The organism is Brachybacterium sp. UNK5269, from assembly GCF_049266655.1.
In the GTDB taxonomy this organism is placed as follows: Bacteria; Actinomycetota; Actinomycetes; order Actinomycetales; family Dermabacteraceae; genus Brachybacterium.
Map to the genome: position 1 here is coordinate 2527356 of NZ_CP184883.1, position 20109 is coordinate 2547464.

The window sequence follows — 20109 nt, forward strand, 5'->3', positions numbered from 1 at the left end:
GGTGGGGGGTCTGCTTTCACTCGGAGTCAGCGGGTCATCGGGGGGTGAAGGGTCAGCCCGGGTGCGAATAGGTGCCGAGCAGCCGCTCGTTGCCGCCGTTCGCATCGGAGAGGTAGACCTCGAAGTCGTTCTCGGGCCACCCGTAGAGGTAGCGCAGGCCGCCGTCGCTGTAGGTGCCCCAGGCGCCGTCGGCGGGCGCCGTGAAGTGCGGGTTCTCGTTCCAGTGCCCGCCTCCTTGGACGCTGCTGGGCTTCGTGTAGAACCGCATCTGGTACTTCTTGCCCGGTTCCAGGTTCGTGGCCTGGATGTCGACGAGATAGCAGTACTGGGACTGGCAGTTGTCGTTGTTGGCCCGACCGTGCCAGGACACCCTGCCCCTCGGCACCGGAGGGGTGTAGGTCTGCGCCGTCACGGACTTCTCCGCGACCCCGGAGTGCAGGCCCTTCGCGTTCACGACGCGGGCCTCGATCCGGCGAGTGCCGCCGGACTTCGTGGCGAGCTCCTTGCTGTAGGAGGTGCCGGAATCCTGCCAGCTGCCCCCGTCGATGCGGACCTGGAGCGTCTTGCCGCCCGCACCGCCGTCGCCGCCCCCGGCGGAGGCCTTGAGCGTGACCGGGCAGCTGTTCGCATCGGAGCACTTGGCGGCCGACGTGGAGAGCGTGGGCGCGGCCGGCGTCGTGTACGGGGTCACCGAGTTCGAGGCCTGCGACCGGTCGCTGATCCCGCCCTGGCCGTCGAAGCGGTTCCTCGCCTCGACGGTGAAGGTGTAGGCGGTGCCGTTCCGCAGGCCCGTGATGGTCCTGCTGGTCTCGGATGCGGGGGCGGTGGTCTGGCCGCCGTTCCAATAGATCACGTACTCCGTGATCGTCGTGCCGTTGCCGCCGGCGGCCTGCCAGCTCACGGTGGCGCGCCCGTCAGGCCCCTTGCCCTCGCCCTCGCTGGTCAGCGACGCCGTGACCCCGCTCGGGGCCGACGGCTTCGCCCAGGGCACCACCGCGTTGGACGCCGCGGAGGCCCCGGCCCCCGTGCCCACCGAGTTCACCCCGGTGTAGGTGAAGGAGTGCTCGATGTTCGCGTCGAGACCCTCGAAGGTATGGGAGGTCTTGGAGGCCGCGACCGTCTGGGAGACCCCCGAGGAGGACGTGACGATGTAGCTCGTGATCGGCTCGCCGTTCGCCTCAGCCTTCGTCATCGTGGGCCAGGTGACGGTGATGCCGCCGCCGATCGCGGTGTTGACCCGCTCGGCCGTCGGGGTCCCGGCGGGCACCTTGGGCTTGCCCGCGGGATGCTCGAGCCGCGACCAGTCGGACCAGTCCGAGGGCTCGTCGGCGAGGTTCTCGGCCTGCACGCGGAACTGGTAGTCGACGCCGTTGGTCAGGCCCGGCCAGACGATCTGCGTGGTGGTGCCGTCGACCTCCTGGCTGCGCAGCTCGGACTGGTTCGACGGGTTCCGCAGCTGCACCGTGTACTGCTGGATCGCGGACCCGCGGTTGACGGGCGCGGCCCAGGACACCGTCAGCTGACCGTCGCCCCGCTCGACGGAGGGGGCGCCGGGCTGCTCGGGCCGCACGTCGGGACGGGCCACCGCCGACGGCGCCGAGGGCTCGGAGTCCCCGACCTCGTTGGTGGCGATGACCTGGAACGTGTACTCGGTGTCGTTCGAGAGTCCCGTGAGGGTGCACGAGGTCGAGGCGCAGTCCTGGGAGAGAGCCGGGCCGCTCGCGGTGGAGACCTTGTACCCGGTGATGGGGGCGCCGTTGTCGGGACCGGCGGAGAAGTTCAGCTCGACGAAGCCGTCCCCGATGTCCCCGATGCGGGGCGCGGACGGCGCCACGGGCAGACCGCGCACGATGATGCGGATCTGGCCCGTCACCTGTCGCTCCGGGTCGCCCGTGTCGTCCATGACGGTGTACCGGGCCGAGAGGATGCCGTGGTACTGCGCATCCGGCGTGATCGTCACGCTGTTGCCGTCCTTGACGACGGCTCCCTCGCCGGAGATCAGGCCCACGTCCACGATCTCCCGCTCGCCGCCGGGGAACGGGTTCGAGTCGTTCGCCAGGACGTCGATCGTCTCGGTGCGTCCGGCGTCGATGGTGTCCTCGTCGAGCACCGCCGAGATCATCGGCCGCTGCGATCCGCCGACGGTGACCTGCACCGTCGCGGTGACCGGCGGGTTGGTCCCGTCGCTCACCGTCAACGGCACGTCGATGATGGTGCCCTTGGCGGCCTTCGCCGTCGCCTGGGCGGTGAGCGAGGAGCCCTCCAGACCGATCGTCACCCCCGGGGTCGACGGGACGCTACCGAGGCCGAAGACCAGCTCGTCCTGCTCGGGGTCCTCGGCGCCGACCGCGAGGTCGATGCTCGACAGCGGGCCTCCCTGCTCGACCTCGAACACCGCGCCCTGCAGCGTGGGCGGCAGGTTCGCGTCCCCCGGGGCCACCTCGACCGGGATCGCGAGGGTCGCGGTCGCGGCGGCCGCGTCCCCGATCTCACCGTCGGTGACCTCGACGGTGATGGTGTCGTCGCCGAAGAAGTCCGCGGCCGGCCGGTAGCGCAGCGTCGACTCGTCCTGGACCAGCTCGCTGCCGTCGCTGTGGCCGGCGCTGACCAGGCCGGGGTCGGTGATCCTGGCGGGCTGGCCGCCGGGGCGCACCCGGATGTTCCCCGGATCCGCGAGGTCGACGGTCGCCTCCGCGCCGCTCTGGACCTGGACGGTCGGCCCGACCCACACCGGGGCCTGCTTCGCCGTGCCCGGCACCCACACGTAGCCGGCGGACTGCAGCCCGTCGACGTCCGTGATGAGGTAGCGCAGGCGCTGCTGCTCCGGCTGCGGCGTGATCCGCAGGATCCCGGTGTCCTCGCGCAGCTCGACCCCCGCGGCGGCGCCGTCGAGCTCGAGCTCGAGGTCGTTGGTGCTGCCGTCGGGGTCGGAGTCGTTGGCCAGCACGTCGATGTCGACGTGGTCGGCCTCGGGGTCCAGCACCTCGTCGACCGGGACGAAGTCGTCGACGGCGACCGGTGCGCGCAGCGGCGCGTCGGCGGCGACCTTGAGGGTCGCGGTCGCCGAGCTCTTCAGCTGACCGTCGGTGGCGGAGTACATCACGGTATGGGTGCCGGGCGCGGACGGCGTGGTCACCGTGATGCGGTGGTCCCCCGCCCCGTCCTCGGGCGCGACGTACGCGATCTCGGACAGCGGCTCGACGTCGTCCCGCACCACCGCGAGCGCATCACCCTCGGGGTCGGTGTCGTTGTCGAGCACCGGGATCTGCACCTCGCGGTCCGGACGCACCTCGACGGTGTCGTCGACCGCGTAGGGGGCCTGGTTGCGCTCGTTCGGCGCCGCCACCCCGACCAGCACCTCGGCGGTGCCGATCGCGCCGTGGCGATCCATCACCTGGTACCGGAAGCGATCAGTGCCCTGGGAGTCCTCGTAGGGGCGGTACTCGATCCAGGGGCCGTTCGCGCTGACGATCTCGCCCAGGGCGGGCATGGGGCTGGTGATGCCCATCAGCATGACGGAGTCGCCGTCGGGGTCGATGCCGGTGGTCCGCACCGGGATCCGCACCGTCGTGCCGGCCACCGTGCGGGCCGTGATGTTCTCCGGCTCGGGCGGAGTGTTGTCGGCGTCCCTCGGGATGATCGTCAGGTGCACCAGGGCGGAGCCGACGCGGCCCGTCTCGTCGACCACCTCGTACTGGATGACCGCCTCGCCGGACGCGTCGTCGTCGGCGCGGAAGCGCACCCGGTCCTGATGGGGCTCCGTGTGGCCCTTGGCGTCGGCGCGGGCGGTGTCCAGGATCCGGCCGAGGTGGAGGTCGGAGTCCGTCGGCGAGATGTCGTTGGCGGTGACGTCGATCTCGACCATGTCCCCGGCGCGGACCACCTCGCGGTCGGGCACCGCCTGGGGGTTCGCGAACTGGGTGTCGGTGCCGGCGACCATCACCCGGATGGTGCCGGTGGTCGAGCCCGCGGAGTTGGCGACCTCGTACGTCACCGGGACGGGTTCGGCGCTGACCGCGGCGCCGGGCTCCGCCTCCACCCGCACCAGGTGGTGGTTCACGACGGTGGCCTTCAGACCGCTGCCGTCGGGGACCTCGAGGGCGTTGACCACCAGGACGCCGCCGGTGGGATCGACGTCGTTCTCCAACGGGTCGATGAGGGTGTCGGTGCCGGTGCTGACGGTTCCCATGTCGTCCACGGCGACCGGGACCAGCTCCTCGGACTCGGGCGCGACGACGTCGATGCGGATCAGTCCGAGCGATGCGGTGCTCGCGCCTCTGGCCGCCACGGTGTACTCGAGGTAGTAGGTCCCCGGCGCGCTGCCGGTGACGTCGAGGGTGCCGGCGTCCATCACGGGCTCCACCTCGAGCCCGTCCACCTCCCCGACGCTGAGCAGCTCGAGACCCCCGCCGTTGGGGTTCAGATCGTTGGCCAGGGGCTTGATGGTCGTGCTCCGCCCGGCGACGATGCTCGCATGGTCGGCCGTGGTGATCGGTGCGAGGTCGCTGTCGGTCACCGACTCGATCTCGACGACGCCCTCGCCGCTCTGGCCGTGCTCGTCCCGGAACGTCAGCTGGACCTGCTTGGTGCCGGGAGCGAGTCCCGCGTCGTTGAAGGTGACCAGACCATCGGGCCGGAAGGTGACCAGATCCTCCGGGGGCACGGTGGCGTTGGTGAGGTAGAAGGCATCGCCGTCGGGATCCTCCCAGTACGGCAGCAGGTTGACGCTGATCTCCTCGCCGGAGCGGACCTGCACCTTGGTGATGGTGTCCTCGGCGGCGCGGGGACCGGAGTTCTCCTCCGGGGCGCGCACCTCGAGGTTCACGGTGGCGGTGTCGGTGCCGCCGCGACCGTCCTGGGCCTCGTACGTGAAGGAGGCGGTGCCGGAGGCGTCCTCGGCGACCTCGATCTGGAGCTGGGTGCCGCCGCGGATGGGGGTGACGGTGCCGAGCGCGGGCTGCTGCCCCTCCACGGTCACGGAGAGGATGTCGCCGTCGGGGTCCGTGTCGTTGCGGGTGACCGGGAGCACCACGCTCGCACCGGGACGCACGCCGAACTGGTCGTCGTTCGCGGTCGGGGGCCGGTTCTCCTCGTCCCGCTCGGCGGCGATGTTCGTGATCGTGGTGGTGAGGGTCTCCTTCTCCTTCTCCTGGGAGTCGCTGGTCTGGATCTCCTGGTTGATCACCCAGTTGTCCACCAGCTGCATGCTGTCCATGATCTCCCAGGACAGCCCGAACCTCTGGTCGTTGAGGACCACCAGGTCCTGGTTGACGCGCAGGGTGAGGTCCGCGGCGCCGTCCGCCTCGGGAATGGTGTCGTCGACCGGCTCCTCGCCCTCGCAGGCCCGGACGTAGCGCAGGGATCCGGCCCAGGCGCCGTAGGCGCAGTCCCGGACCTGGGCGGGACGGACCACCTCGGTGCCGGTGCCGCCGGCGGAGATCTGCCGGGGGTCCCCACCGCGGAATGGGATCACGAACAGGGCGTCCTCGGTGGCCAGGACGAAGCTGTCCGAGGCGGGGCCCGGCTGCTGGAGCTGGGCGGCGTCGAGGGAGGAGACCCCGTGGTCGTCCAGGCGGTAGTCCTTCGCCTCCGTGCCGACGCGCAGCAGACGGTTCTCGCGGTCCAGGATCACCGGCTGCTCCCCCACCGCGGTCAGCTGGAGCTGCTCGGGGGCGGTGGCGACATTGCTGACGATGATCGGCGCCTCGGCCTCCGTCTCACGGGTGTCGGCGGCGCGCGGGAACGTCAGCAGCTCATCACCGTCCAGCACGAACACCGTGCCCTCGGTGGAGACGGCCATGGGCGGTGCACCGCTGCCGGTCTCGAGCACCGGCTCCACCGAGCCGGGGCTGAAGGCCGCGGCCTCCTGCGGCGAGAGGATCCAGACCCGACCGTCGGGAGCGCCGATGGCGACCCGGTCACCACCGAGCATCACCGTGGATCCGGGCGGGAGCTCGACGAGACCGTTGCGGGCCACCGAGGCGGTGTTGAGGGGGGTCATCCCCCGCGGTCCCGTCTCGAACACGGTGTACCCGGACTGGAGGATGTCGAGGTCCTGGCCCGTGGCGGAGATGCGCGCATCGAGCTCTCCGGCGTCGACGTTCAAACGACCCATCAGGCCCATCTCCTCGTTGAGCACCCAGACCCCGCCGTTGGAGACCTCGACCTCGGAGGAGGACAGGCCGGGATAGCGCAGCGCGAAGCCGGTCAGCACCAGGGCGATCACCGTCAGGACGGCCGTCGAGATGACCGTCGTGCGCCGTCCGCGGCGCCGCTTCGGGCCAGCGGTGACAGACATGGTGGAACCCCCAGGACGCGATCGGACTCTCAGCGCCGGCGCCAGTGACCCCGCTGCATCCCGCCAGGAGATGGCCCCCTGAGGTCAGCCCTGTCGCACGACCGTCCCAGGGTACGCGGTGCCAGGACTCCCGGGGACGCCCGTGGATCACGAACGGATGAAGAACCCGGCGGGCCGAGTGAGCACGCTCAGGTGTTCATGCACCGTTCACCGGCGCCGTTCGACCAGCGTCCGGGTGAAGGCGATCAGCGCGTCCCGGACCGCGCCCGCGGGGAGCTCCTCGAGGATCCCCACGGCGTCGTCCGCGGTGCGCTGGGCCAGGACCCGGGTCTCCTCCAGAGCCGGGTCCGCGCGCAGCATCGCCACCAGCTCGCCCAAGGACTCATCGGAGCCGAGGTCCCCGTCCAGCCGCTTCACGATCTCCAGGGTCCGCGCATCGGAAGCGGACAGCGCCCGGCGCCGCACCAGCAGCGTGGGCATGGTCGGCACCCCCTCGCGCAGATCGATGCCCGGAGTCTTGCCGCTGGTCGCCGCGTCGCTCTCGAGGTCCAGGACGTCATCGGCGAGCTGGAAGGCGACGCCCACCTTCTCGCCGTAACGGCGCATCACGTCGGCGCTGCCGGCCGGAGCCCCGGACAGGCTCGCGCCGAGCTCCCCGGCCAGGGCGAGCAGCGAGGCCGTCTTGTCCGAGAGCACGGAGATGTAGTGCTCGAAGGGGTCGTCCGCATCGCGCGGGCCGACGGTCTCGTGCAGCTGGCCGAGGCAGAGCCGTTCGAAGGTCGCCGAGTGCAGACGCACCGCCTCGGTGCTGATCCGGGCGCTGAGACCACTGGCCCGGGCGAACAGGAAGTCCCCGGTGAGGATCGCGACGTTGTTGCCCCACAGGGCGTGCGCGCTGTCGGTTCCGCGACGGGTGGGGGCCGAGTCCATGACGTCGTCGTGGTACAGGCTGGCCAGGTGGGTGAGCTCCACCAGGACCGCGGCATCGAGCACCCCGTCGGCGTCGACGTCCCCCAGCGAGGCGGCCAGCAGCACCAGCATCGGACGCACCCGCTTGCCGCCGGCGTCCATGAGGTGGCGGGCGGTCCAGCGCGCCATCTCGTCCGAGGTGGATACGGACTCGCGAAGCCGCTCCTCGATGGCCCCGAGGCGTTCGACGATGCTCGACCCGAGCTGCTCATCGATGTCGGGAACGCCCGGCAACGTGGACGGCATGACTCTCCTGGGACTCGGCGGGGACACGGCACGCGGCCTGATCCCGGCAATGACGACCTTCGACCGCTGCGGTGGGTCCGCACCGGAGGCGCGCTGCCGGTGCGGGACCGGCGGCGGTTGTACGACGGCCAAGTCTACCCGGGCGCCCTCCACGCCCACTCCTGCGCGGGCCGGAGCGTGTGCGGGGGAACAGCCGTTCCCCGTGGGGCTCCTGGACCGGGCCCGACCTCGCCGTCGTCGCGCCGCGCGAAGGGGGCGATCAGAGGGACGGGGTCGATCAGTCGGGTGCGGTGCGGTGCGGCGCGATGCGGACTGAGGCCCTCACGTCAGCGCCGTGGGACGGAGAACAGCGTGCCCGGCTCGGTGGTCATGTCGACGAGGCGGGGGTGCTTCCGAAACCAGTTGTACATCTTGTACATCTTGGTGCCGTCGTATCCCGGGGCGTCGGTTCGCGCAGTCGGCGACCGGTCCGATTCAGCCAGCTCTGACCGCCGCGCCTCTGCAGGACATGAGGCCGACCGCTGGCTCCCGGCGAGGGTCCCCCGGCGCGCTCCGGTCGCCGGCTGCCCGAGCGCGCTCCGCGGACGGCGGTGCTCCCGCACCCGCTGCGCCGGTGCTCGCCGCGCTGCGGTGTTCGGGCACGAAAAAAAGGGAGTGGAGGAAGCGAACCCACCCATAAAAAAGGGGGCTCAAGCATTCCTCCACTCCCAGTGAAGATGTCCGGCGGCGACCTACTCTCCCACACCCTCCCGAGTGCAGTACCATCGGCGCGATCGAGCTTAGCTTCCGGGTTCGGAATGGAACCGGGCGTTTCCTCGACGCTATGACCGCCGTAACACAACGAGACCCACCAGCCCCACCAAACACCACACCCCACACAAGGGGCGTAGTGTTCCCGGAGTTGTTCCTCGAGAACCACACAGTGGACGCAAACACTCGCAAACAAGAAAAACGTGTTGTAGTAAGTCATCGGCCATTAGTACCAGTCAGCTCCACACATTGCTGTGCTTCCACATCTGGCCTATCAACCCAGTCATCTACTGGGGGCCTCCCACACCCGAAGGTGTACGGATATCTCATCTCGAAGCAGGCTTCCCGCTTAGATGCTTTCAGCGGTTATCCCTTCCCGACGTAGCCAACCAGCCATGCTCTTGGCAGAACAACTGGCACACCAGAGGTCAGTCCATCCCGGTCCTCTCGTACTAGGGACAGGACTTCTCAAATATCCAACGCGCGCAGCGGATAGGGACCGAACTGTCTCACGACGTTCTAAACCCAGCTCGCGTACCGCTTTAATGGGCGAACAGCCCAACCCTTGGGACCAACTCCAGCCCCAGGATGCGACGAGCCGACATCGAGGTGCCAAACCATGCCGTCGATATGAGCTCTTGGGCAAGATCAGCCTGTTATCCCCGGGGTACCTTTTATCCGTTGAGCGACACCCATTCCACAATGAGGTGCCGGATCACTAGTTCCTGCTTTCGCACCTGCCCGACATGTCTGTCTCGCAGTCAAGCTCCCTTGTGCACTTACACTCAACACCTGATTGCCAACCAGGCTGAGGGAACCTTTGAGCGCCTCCGTTACTCTTTAGGAGGCAACCGCCCCAGTTAAACTACCCATCAGACACTGTCCCTGATCCGGATCACGGACCGAGGTTAGGAATCCAGAACGACCAGAGTGGTATTTCAACAATGACTCCACACTCACTGGCGTGAATGCTTCCCAGTCTCCCACCTATCCTACACAAGCCGTCCCGAACACCAATATCAAACTATAGTAAAGGTCCCGGGGTCTTTCCGTCCTGCTGCGCGTAACGAGCATCTTTACTCGTAATGCAATTTCGCCGAGTTCGCGGTTGAGACAGTGGAGAAGTCGTTACGCCATTCGTGCAGGTCGGAACTTACCCGACAAGGAATTTCGCTACCTTAGGATGGTTATAGTTACCACCGCCGTTTACTGGGGCTTAAATTCTCAGCTTCGGACCCCGAAGGGTCCTAACCGGTCCTCTTAACCTTCCAGCACCGGGCAGGCGTCAGTCCGTATACAGCGTCTTACGACTTCGCACGGACCTGTGTTTTTAGTAAACAGTCGCTTCTCCCTGGTCTCTGCGGCCCTTGGAGCTCTCACTCCTCGGGCCCCCCTTCTCCCGAAGTTACGGGGGCATTTTGCCGAGTTCCTTAACCACGATTCTCTCGAACGCCTCGGTATTCTCTACCTGATCACCTGAGTCGGTTTAGGGTACGGGCGACCGTAATTGTCACGCCGGAACTTTTCTTGGCAGTACAGGATCACTCACCTACGCCCATACGGGATCCCCATCACGTCTGACCCTTAGTGGCCCCAGCATTACCCGGGGCCGGGCTGCACGCTTAGACGGACTATTCCATTAAGTCCGCGGAAGCTACCTCTCTGCGTCATTCCTCGCGCTGACCTACTACAACCTTGGTTCCCAGCCACACCAACCTCCACACCCCGAAGGGCATGGGGCAAGCGCAGGTGGTTAGCATCAGCTGCCTCGGTATGGGTCCTCCTACGATCGGTTCGGGAATATCAACCCGATGTCCATCGACTACGCCTGTCGGCCTCGCCTTAGGTCCCGACTAACCCAGGGCGGATAAACCTGGCCCTGGAACCCTTGATCAATCGGCGGACGGGTTTCTCACCCGTCTTTCGCTACTCATGCCTGCATTCTCACTCGTGCAGCCTCCACCACTGGGTTCCCCCGCGGCTTCGCTGGCTGCACGACGCTCCCCTACCCATCCAGGACAGAATCCTGAATGACACAGCTTCGGCGGTGTGCTTGAGCCCCGCTAAATTGTCGGCGCAGAATCACTTGACCAGTGAGCTATTACGCACTCTTTCAAGGGTGGCTGCTTCTAAGCCAACCTCCTGGTTGTCTCAGCAACTCCACATCCTTTTCCACTTAGCACACGCTTAGGGGCCTTAGCTGATGTTCTGGGCTGTTTCCCTCTCGACTATGAAGCTTATCCCCCACAGTCTCACTGCTGCGCTCTCACGTACCGGCATTCGGAGTTTGGCTAAGGTCAGTAACCCGGTGGGGCCCATCGCCTATCCAGTGCTCTACCTCCGGCACGAAACACGCAACGCTGCACCTAAATGCATTTCGGGGAGAACCAGCTATCACGAAGTTTGATTGGCCTTTCACCCCTATCCACAGGTCATCCCCTCCATTTTCAACTGAAGTGGGTTCGCGCCTCCACGCGGTCTTACCCGCGCTTCACACTGCCCATGGATAGATCACTTCGCTTCGGGTCTAGAGCCGGCGACTGAACGCCCCGTTCAGACTCGCTTTCGCTACGGCTACCCCACACGGGTTAACCTCGCCACCGACCACTAACTCGCAGGCTCATTCTTCAAAAGGCACGCCGTCACCCCTAAAGGCTCCGACGGATTGTAAGCACACGGTTTCAGGTACTATTTCACTCCCCTCCCGGGGTGCTTTTCACCTTTCCCTCACGGTACTTGTCCGCTATCGGTCAAGAGGTAGTATTCAGGCTTACCAGGTGGTCCTGGCAGATTCACACCGGATTTCACGGGCCCGGTGCTACTCGGGAACAGCGTCACGCCGCACAGCAGTTTCGTCTACGGGGGTCACACCCTCTACGCCGTCGCACTCACCACGACTTCGACTACCACTGCACGTCCACGTCGATGAGCCGGCAGACCCATCCGACACGTCCCACAACCCCCAACCTGCAACCCCTGCCGGGTATCACACAGACCAGGTTTAGCCTCTTCCGCTTTCGCTCGCCACTACTCACGGAATCACTGTTGTTTTCTCTTCCTGCGGGTACTGAGATGTTTCACTTCCCCGCGTTCCCTCCACACCACCTATACATTCAGTGGCGGGTACCGCGACATGACTCGCGGTGGGTTTCCCCATTCGGACATCCTCGGATCACAGCTCTGTTGTCAACTCCCCGAGGCTTTTCGCAGACTCACACGTCCTTCGTCGGCTCCTCTTGCCAAGGCATCCACCGTGTGCCCTTTAAAACTTACGGCAACACACAAAAACGCTCAAAGCGCTCTTCAAAATTGCTTACAAGATGCTCGCGTCCACTATGTAGTTCTCAAGAAACAACCCCACACCCACCCCGCAGCACCACACGGCGCCCACGAAGAAGGGGAGGAACCAGCCACACACCCCACACCCCACCCCCATCGCAATGACAGGAACAGGGTCATGGGGCTGCGTGCAGCCTCACAACCCAATAGCGTGTCTCCACCTCAAACCAGAACGACCCTGAACCTTTCCGCACCCCAAAGGGTTGTACTCGATCGCCGGCCGGCTGATGAAGTGCCGATTCGTTGATGTTCCACCCGTGAGCAACCACCCCCACCACACGCGGGTGAGCAGATGGCCACCAAAATGGTGATGCTCCTTAGAAAGGAGGTGATCCAGCCGCACCTTCCGGTACGGCTACCTTGTTACGACTTAGTCCCAATCACCGATCCCACCTTAGACAGCTCCCTCACGAGGATGGGCCACTGGCTTCGGGTGTTACCGACTTTCGTGACTTGACGGGCGGTGTGTACAAGGCCCGGGAACGTATTCACCGCAGCGTTGCTGATCTGCGATTACTAGCGACTCCGACTTCATGGGGTCGAGTTGCAGACCCCAATCCGAACTGAGGCCGGCTTTTTGGGATTCGCTCCACCTCACAGTTTCGCAACCCATTGTACCGACCATTGTAGCATGCTTGAAGCCCAAGACATAAGGGGCATGATGATTTGACGTCGTCCCCACCTTCCTCCGAGTTGACCCCGGCAGTCTCCTATGAGTCCCCACCATGACGTGCTGGCAACATAGAACGAGGGTTGCGCTCGTTGCGGGACTTAACCCAACATCTCACGACACGAGCTGACGACAACCATGCACCACCTGTGCACCAGTCCGAAGAAAGCCACATCTCTGCGACCGTCCGGTGCATGTCAAGCCTTGGTAAGGTTCTTCGCGTTGCATCGAATTAATCAGCATGCTCCGCCGCTTGTGCGGGCCCCCGTCAATTCCTTTGAGTTTTAGCCTTGCGGCCGTACTCCCCAGGCGGGGCACTTAATGCGTTAGCTACGGCGCGGAAAACGTGGAATGTCCCCCACACCTAGTGCCCAACGTTTACGGCATGGACTACCAGGGTATCTAATCCTGTTCGCTACCCATGCTTTCGCTTCTCAGTGTCAGTAATGGCCCAGAGACCTGCCTTCGCCATCGGTGTTCTTCCTGATATCTGCGCATTTCACCGCTACACCAGGAGTTCCAGTCTCCCCTACCACACTCTAGCCTGCCCGTACCCACCGCACGCCCGAGGTTGAGCCTCGGGTTTTCACGGCAGACGCGACAAGCCACCTACAAGCTCTTTACGCCCAATAATTCCGGACAACGCTTGCGCCCTACGTATTACCGCGGCTGCTGGCACGTAGTTAGCCGGCGCTTCTTCTGCAGGTACCGTCACTCTCGCTTCTTCCCTACTGAAAGGGGTTTACAACCCGAAGGCCGTCATCCCCCACGCGGCGTCGCTGCATCAGGCTTTCGCCCATTGTGCAATATTCCCCACTGCTGCCTCCCGTAGGAGTCTGGGCCGTGTCTCAGTCCCAGTGTGGCCGGTCGCCCTCTCAGGCCGGCTACCCGTCATCGCCTTGGTGAGCCATTACCTCACCAACAAACTGATAGGCCGCGAGTCCATCCCCCACCGATAAATCTTTCCAACCACCACCATGCGGCAGTAGCTCGTATCCGGTATTAGCCACGATTTCCCGAGGTTATTCCGAAGTGAGGGGCAGGTTACTCACGTGTTACTCACCCGTTCGCCACTAATCAGGCAGTGCAAGCACCACCCTCATCGTTCGACTTGCATGTGTTAAGCACGCCGCCAGCGTTCGTCCTGAGCCAGGATCAAACTCTCCATGAAAAAACATGAAAAACTATAAACCTGACAAAAAAACAAACAACCAGCAAATTAAACTGCTGTATCATCCGTTAAAATTTTGCCATTCAAAATAATGGCATCAACAAACAGACACGCTATTGAGATATCAAGCAACACGCGCACATCGTTCTCTTCCTGCTGCTGCAGGTCGAGTCGGAGGCTCGGAGCGCCGGCGGAGAGTCCGTCAGACGACTTCTTGTGCTTCGTCGTCCCGGCGCGAGTCGCAATTCTAGCACTTCTTCGCGGCCGGGTCCAACTCCGCTTCGTGTGTTCTGGGTCTCGGCCCGATCGCGAGGCGATCGATCCTGTGACCAGGTCACGGCCACCTTCCCGGTCTCCCGGTCGAGTGGGCCAGCATCTCGTCCGCCGCACTCCGTCCCGTCGGCTCCCCGGGGGGATGCTCTCGGTCCTTCGTGTCCGCGGCCTCGCTGCTGACAAGAGAAGACATTACGGGGCTCCCGGAGGCCCGTCAAACCGTCCGGTTCAGCCTCCATTCACCGCCCGTCTGCTTCATTATCGCAGGTCAAACGCGGTTTTCTCGCAGTCGGAAAGCGCTCATCCGCCCGGATGTGACCTGCGCGTGAGAGGGTCCTCACCGGCCTTCTCGTCAGGTTGACATCCGTCGTTCCAGGGCGCTAACCCCGGGATGCACAGCGCCCCGGGTCTCCATGAGGAGACCCGGGGCGCGAGGTGCGGAGCGGTTCAGCCGGCCACGTGCACCATGGCGGCGTTCTTGCGTCCGCGGCGCAGCAGCAGGTGCCCGCCGGGCAGGGCGGTGATCTCGCCGATCTCCCGTGCGAGGTCGTCGGCGCTGAGCTTCTCCCCGTTGACCGAGAGTCCGCCGCCCTCGGCATCCCGGCGTGCGGCGCCCTTGGACTGCGCGATGCCGGCGGCGACGAACGCCTCCACGAGCGCCGTGGTCGGCGAGACCGTCGCTCCCGGCAGCTCCCGCGAGATCGCGACCAGGGTCGGTTCGTCGAGCTCCCGCACATCCCCCCGGCCGAACAGCACCGCCGCGGCGGCCTTGGCCTGACTCGTCGCCTGGTCGCCGTGGACCATCGTGGTGAGGTCGTCGGCCAGCGCCTTCTGCGCGGCGCGCTGATGGCTAGCCTCCACGGTCGCCTGCTCGAGCTCCTGGATCTCGTCCCGGGAGCGGAAGGTGAAGTACTTCAGGTAGTTCACGACATCCGCGTCCGCGGCGTTGAGCCAGAACTGGTGGAAGGCGTAGGGGCTGGTGAGCTCCGCGTCGAGCCAAACGGCGCCTCCCTCGCTTTTGCCGAACTTGGTGCCGTCCGCCTTGGTGACCAGGGGCGTGGTCAGGGCGTGGACGTCATGGCCCTCCACCTTGTGGATCAGGTCGACGCCGGAGAGCAGGTTGCCCCACTGGTCGTTGCCCCCGTACTGGAGGGTGACCCCGTGCCGGCGATGCAGCTCGAGGTAGTCGATGCCCTGCAGCACCTGGTAGCTGAACTCGGTGTAGCTGATCCCCTCGTCGCTCTGGAGCCGGCGGGCCACGGTGTCCTTGGCGAGCATCGTGCCCATCCGGAAGTGCTTGCCCATGTCCCGCAGGAACTCCAGGGCGCTCATCTGCCCGATCCAGTCGAGGTTGTTCACCATGGTCACGGCGAACTCACCCTCGAGGTCGAGGAACCGCGAGATCTGACCGCGCAGGCTGTCCACCCAGGTCGAGACGATCTCGGCGTCGTTGAGCACCCGCTCCCCCGACATCCGCGGGTCACCGATGAGGCCGGTCGCCCCGCCGACCAGGGCGTAGGGGTGGTGGCCGGCCAGCTGCAGGCGGCGCATAGTCAGCACCTGGGTGAGGTGGCCGACGTGCAGCGACGCCGCGGTGGGATCGAAGCCGCAATAGAGGCTGATCGGCCCGTCCGCCAGAGCGCTGCCGAGCGCCTCGCGCCCGGTGGTCTGCACGACGAGGCCTCGCCAGGCGAGCTCGTCCAGGACGGAATGCATCGATCGGTTCCTCTCGACGGGGCACGGGCCCCGGGTTCTCCGGCCGCAGCGGCCGGGGTGTCGGATCGGGTCACGGCCGACGGGGCGCTGCCCCGGACCATGATCCGCGGGACGCCGCAGCGGCGACCCCGCGCCATTGTCCCAGATCCCCGGCCTGCCGCGGGTCCCGCCCCGGGGTGCGGAGCGGGACGCGCGGAGCGGCCGGGAGATGCGGCGGTGGTGGGCCCCGCGGACGGGACCCTCACGGCACCAGCGTGGGCCCCGCGGACGGGACCCTCACGGCACCAGCGTGGGCCCCGCGGACGGGACCCTCACGGCATCAGCGGGCGCTGGTGAAGCGCCGCAGGGCGGCGCTCGCTTCCGCTGCGGCGTCCTCCTGCTCGGCGACGCGCTCCGGGGCGGTGCCGCCCTTGGCGTCGCGGGAGGCGATGGAGCCCTCGACCGAGAGCACCGAGCGGACCGAGCCGTCCAGGTGCTCGGAGATCGCGCCCAGCTCCTGGTCGGTGAGATCCCACAGCTCCTTGCCCTGGGACTCCGCCACCTTCACGCAGGCGCCGGAGATCTCGTGGGCGCTGCGGAAGGGGACCCCGCGGCGCACCAGGTGATCGGCGATGTCGGTCGCGAGGGAGAAGCCCTGCGGCGCCAGCTCCGCCATGCGGTCGGTGTGGAACGTGAGCGTGGCCATCATCCCGGTGAAGGCCGGCAGCACCAGGTCCAGGGAGTCGACCTGGTCGAACACCGGCTCCTTGTCCTCCTGCAGGTCGCGGTTGTACGCGAGCGGCAGGGCCTTGAGGGTGGTCAGCAGCCCCACCAGGTCCCCGACGATGCGACCGGCCTTGCCGCGGGCCAGCTCGGCGATGTCCGGGTTCTTCTTCTGCGGCATGATCGAGGAGCCCGTGGAGAAGGCGTCGTCCAGGGTGATGAACGAGAACTCCTTCGTGTTCCACAGGATGATCTCCTCCGCCAGGCGCGACAGATCGATGCCGATCATCGCCAGCACGAAGGCGAACTCGGCGGTCAGGTCCCGCGAGGCGGTCCCGTCGATCGAGTTCCACACCGAGTCGGTGAAGCCGAGCTCGGCGGCCACCGCCTGCGGGTCCAGCCCGAGGCTGGAGCCCGCCAGGGCGCCGGAGCCGTAGGGCGAGCTGTCGGTACGCACGTCCAGGTCGCGCAGCCGCTCCACGTCCCGCAGCAGCGGCCAGGCATGGGCCAGCAGGTGGTGGCTCAGCAGCAGCGGCTGCGCGTGCTGCAGGTGGGTGCGTCCGGGCATGGCAGCGCCGTGGACCTCACGGGCCCGCGCCACCAGCACGTCGACCAGGTCGAGCACCTGGTCGCCGACCGCGCGGGCCTGGTCACGGATGAACAGCCGGATCAGGGTGGCGATCTGGTCGTTGCGGGAGCGGCCCGCGCGCAGCTTGCCGCCCAGCTCGCCGCCGGCCCGCTCGATGAGCCCGCGCTCCAGCGCCGTGTGCACGTCCTCGTCCTCGGGCGCGGCGGCGAAGTCGCCGGAGGCGACGTCGGCCATCAGCTGGTCCAGCGCCGCCTGCATCCGCGTCAGCTCGTCGTCGTCCAGCAGGCCCGCGGCATGCAGCACGTTGGCGTGGGCCTTGGAGCCGCGCAGGTCGTACTGGGCCAGGCGCCAATCGAAGTGCGTGGAGACCGAGAGCGCGGCCAGCGCCGCCGCCGGGCCGGAGCCGAAGCGTCCGCCCCACAGGGAGGCGTTGTGCTCCGCGGCCGACGGATCGCCCGCCGCCGGGGCGGTGCCCCGGCCCGTGGCGTTCGGCTCCTGGCTCATGCGTCCCCCTCGGCGGGGGCGCCGAGGTCCTCGCCGTTGCCGAAGGCGACGTCGCGGGCGGCGGCCTGCTTGGCGGCCAGGCCGTAGATGTCGATGAAGCCGCGGGCGCTGCCCTGGTCGAAGGTGTCGCCCTCGTCGTAGGTGGCGAGGTTGAAGTCGTACAGCCCGGTCTCGGAGCGGCGCCCGGTGACGGTGGCGCGGCCGCCGTGCAGGATCATGCGGATGTCGCCGCTGACGTAGCGCTGGGTGTCCTCGATGAAGGCGTCCAGGGACTTCTTGAGCGGGGAGAACCACTGGCCGTCGTAGACCAGCTCGGTCCAGCGGTCGCCCACGCTGCGCTTGAAGCGGGCCTGCTCGCGCTCGAGGGTGACGCGCTCGAGCTCCTGATGTGCGGTGATCAGGGTCATCGCCCCCGGCGCCTCGTAGACCTCGCGGGACTTGATGCCCACCAGGCGGTCCTCGACGATGTCGATGCGGCCGATGCCCTGGGCGCCGGCGCGGCGGTTGAGCTCCTGGATGGCCTCGAGCGGGGTGACCGGGCGACCGTCGATCGCGACCGGGACGCCCTGCGCGAAGGAGATCACGACCTCGTCGGCGACCGGCGGGAAGGCGGGGTCGTCGGTGTAGCTGAAGATGTCCTTGGTGGGCTCGTTCCAGATGTCCTCGAGGAAGCCGGTCTCGATGGCGCGGCCCCACACGTTCTGGTCGATCGAGAACGGGTTGTGCTTGGTGGTCTCGATCGGCAGGCCCTTGCGCTCGGCGTACTGGATCGCCTTGTCGCGGGTCAGGGCGAGGTCGCGCACCGGGGCGATGCACTTGAGCTCGGGGGCGAGCGAGGTGATGGAGACCTCGAAGCGGACCTGGTCGTTGCCCTTGCCGGTGCAGCCGTGGGCGACCGTGGTGGCGCCGTACTTCTTGGCGGCCTTGACCAGGTGCTTGGTGATCACCGGGCGGGAGATCGCCGAGACGTTCGGGTAGGCGTCCATGTACAGCGCGTTCGCCTTGAGCGCCGGCATGCAGTACTCCTCGGCGAACTCGTCGCGGGCGTCGGCCACGTAGGCCTCCACGGCGCCGCAGTCCAGGGCGCGCTGGCGGATGACCTCGAGGTCCTCGCCGCCCTGGCCGACGTCCACCGCGCAGGCGATGACGTCGGCGCCGGTGGCGTCGTGGATCCAGCCGATGGCCACGGAGGTGTCGAGGCCGCCGGAGTAGGCGAGGACGATGCGTTCGGTCACGGAGTTGCTCCTAGTCGAGGAATCTTCGGGGGTGTCGGACGGGCACGGCGGGGCCGCGGCCCGGGTCAGTGGGTCAGGCGCCGCGGGCGGCGCGGGGGGCCGAGGGATCGGCCGGGCCGGGTCGCGCGGCGGGCGGGTCGGTCGAGTCCCGTCGGCCCTCGGCGAGGTCGAGCAGGCGTTCGGCGAGGCGATCACCGCCGGCGGGGTCGCGGGCGACCAGCAGCACGGTGTCGTCCCCCGCGATCGTACCGAGGACATCGGGCATCACGGAGCGGTCCAGCGCCGAGGCGAGATACTGCGCACCTCCGGGCGGGGTGCGCACCACCACCAGGTTGCCGCTGGCCTCCGCGGAGACCAGCAGTCCCTCGGCGAGCCGTGGCAGCCGGGCCTCGAGCAGCTCGTTCTCGGGGGCGGGGCCGGTGGGCCGCGCGGTGCCGCCCTCCGGGGGAGGCGGTAGACGAGGCTGCCCGCCGAGCCGCGGACCTTCTCGGCCTGCAGCTCGACCAGGTCCCGGGACAGGGTGGCCTGGGTGACGTCGATACCCTCGGCGGTCAGCAGCTCGGCCAGCTGCGACTGCGAGGAGACCTCCTGGTGGGTCAGCAGCTGGATGATCCGTGACTGCCGGGAGGTCTTGGTCTGCGCGAGCGCGCGTCGGGACTCCGTCATCGGCGCTGCGCCACCGGGCGCGCGTGCGGCGCGGTGCTCTCGTCGGGGTGCTCGAGCAGCCAGGTCAGCAGGGCCTTCTGGGCGTGCAGCCGGTTCTCGGCCTCGTCCCACACCACCGAGCGGGGTCCGTCGATCACGCCGGCGGTGACCTCCTTGCCGCGGTAGGCGGGCAGGCAGTGCAGGAAGAGGCCGCCGGAGAGCTCCATCAGCTCCTCCGTGACCTGGAAGGGGGCGAAGGTCTCCTGGCCGCGGCCGTCCTCGCCCTCCTGGCCCATCGAGACCCAGGTGTCGGTGAGGACCGCGGTGGCGCCGGTGACGGCCGCGCGCGGGTCGTCGGTGAGGGTGATCCGGCCGCCGGTGCGCGCGGCGATCTCCTGCGCGCGGGAGACGATCCGCGGATCCGGGCGGTGGGAGGCGGGGGCGGCGATGCGCACGTCCATGCCCGCGGTGGCCCCGCCCAGCAGGTAGGAGTGGGCCATGTTGTTGGCCCCGTCGCCGAGGTAGGCCAGCGCCCGGCCGGCCAGTGCGGCGTCGCCGTCCGCCAGTCCCCCGGTGTGCTGGGCGATGGTCAGCAGGTCGGCGAGGATCTGGCAGGGGTGGAACTCGTCGGTGAGGGCGTTGACCACCGGCACGGTGGCGTGCGCGGCCATCTCCTCGATGCGCTCCTGGCCGAAGGTGCGCCAGACGATCGCGGAGACCATCCGGGTGAGCACCTCGGTGGTGTCGGCGATCGACTCGCCGCGGCCGAGCTGGCTGGCGGCGGCCTCGATCACCAGCGGGCTGCCGCCGAGCTCGGCGACCCCGGTCGCGAAGGAGACCCGGGTGCGGGTCGAGGACTTGTCGAACACGATGGCCACCGTGCGGGGTCCCTCGAGCGGGCGCCGGGCGAAGCGGTCATCGGCCAGCTCGAGCCCGAGGGCCAGGACCTCCTTCTGCTCGCGGGGGCTCAGGTCGTCGTCGCGCAGGAAGTGGCGGGGCATG

6 protein-coding genes, 3 rRNA genes and 1 pseudogene are annotated in these 20109 nt (G+C 67.4%); all 10 read right to left on the reverse strand.

Annotated elements, in window-relative coordinates:
* Positions 1-52: 52 nt before the first annotated feature.
* The 10 genes and pseudogenes from ACOJUI_RS11840 to argF all read right to left on the reverse strand — a co-directional run bounded on the left by ACOJUI_RS11840 (position 53) and on the right by argF (position 20108).
* Positions 53-6298, reverse strand: a complete 6246-nt coding sequence (locus ACOJUI_RS11840) for an Ig-like domain-containing protein (RefSeq protein ID WP_422115157.1) — start codon at positions 6296-6298, stop codon at positions 53-55.
* Between the two features lie 207 nt (positions 6299-6505).
* Positions 6506-7513, reverse strand: coding sequence for a polyprenyl synthetase family protein (locus ACOJUI_RS11845; protein WP_422115158.1), 1008 nt, complete (start codon positions 7511-7513; stop codon positions 6506-6508).
* A 718-nt stretch (positions 7514-8231) separates the two neighbouring features.
* Positions 8232-8348 (reverse strand): 5S ribosomal RNA (gene rrf / locus ACOJUI_RS11850).
* A 122-nt stretch (positions 8349-8470) separates the two neighbouring features.
* Positions 8471-11538, reverse strand: a 23S ribosomal RNA gene (locus ACOJUI_RS11855).
* Between the two features lie 385 nt (positions 11539-11923).
* Positions 11924-13443 (reverse strand): 16S ribosomal RNA (locus tag ACOJUI_RS11860).
* The 16S, 23S and 5S rRNA genes sit together here, the layout of an rRNA operon.
* A gap of 720 nt (positions 13444-14163) precedes the next feature.
* Entirely contained in the window at positions 14164-15432 is a 1269-nt protein-coding gene (gene tyrS, locus ACOJUI_RS11865; RefSeq protein ID WP_422115159.1) for a tyrosine--tRNA ligase, read from the reverse strand.
* A 319-nt stretch (positions 15433-15751) separates the two neighbouring features.
* Entirely contained in the window at positions 15752-17227 is a 1476-nt protein-coding gene (argH, locus tag ACOJUI_RS11870; protein ID WP_422115160.1) for an argininosuccinate lyase, read from the reverse strand.
* Positions 17224-18462 (reverse strand): argininosuccinate synthase, encoded by a 1239-nt coding sequence (locus tag ACOJUI_RS11875; RefSeq protein ID WP_422115161.1) that lies wholly within the window; start codon positions 18460-18462, stop codon positions 17224-17226. The genes argH and ACOJUI_RS11875 overlap by 4 nt, the downstream gene beginning before the upstream one ends.
* Positions 18463-18535: 73 nt before the next feature.
* Positions 18536-19128: pseudogene (locus tag ACOJUI_RS11880) on the reverse strand (arginine repressor).
* A complete protein-coding gene (argF, locus tag ACOJUI_RS11885) occupies positions 19125-20108 on the reverse strand; it encodes an ornithine carbamoyltransferase (protein WP_422115162.1) in 984 nt (327 codons plus the stop codon). Before argF ends, ACOJUI_RS11880 begins: the two are co-directional and overlap by 4 nt.
* Between the last annotated feature and the right edge of the window lies 1 nt (position 20109).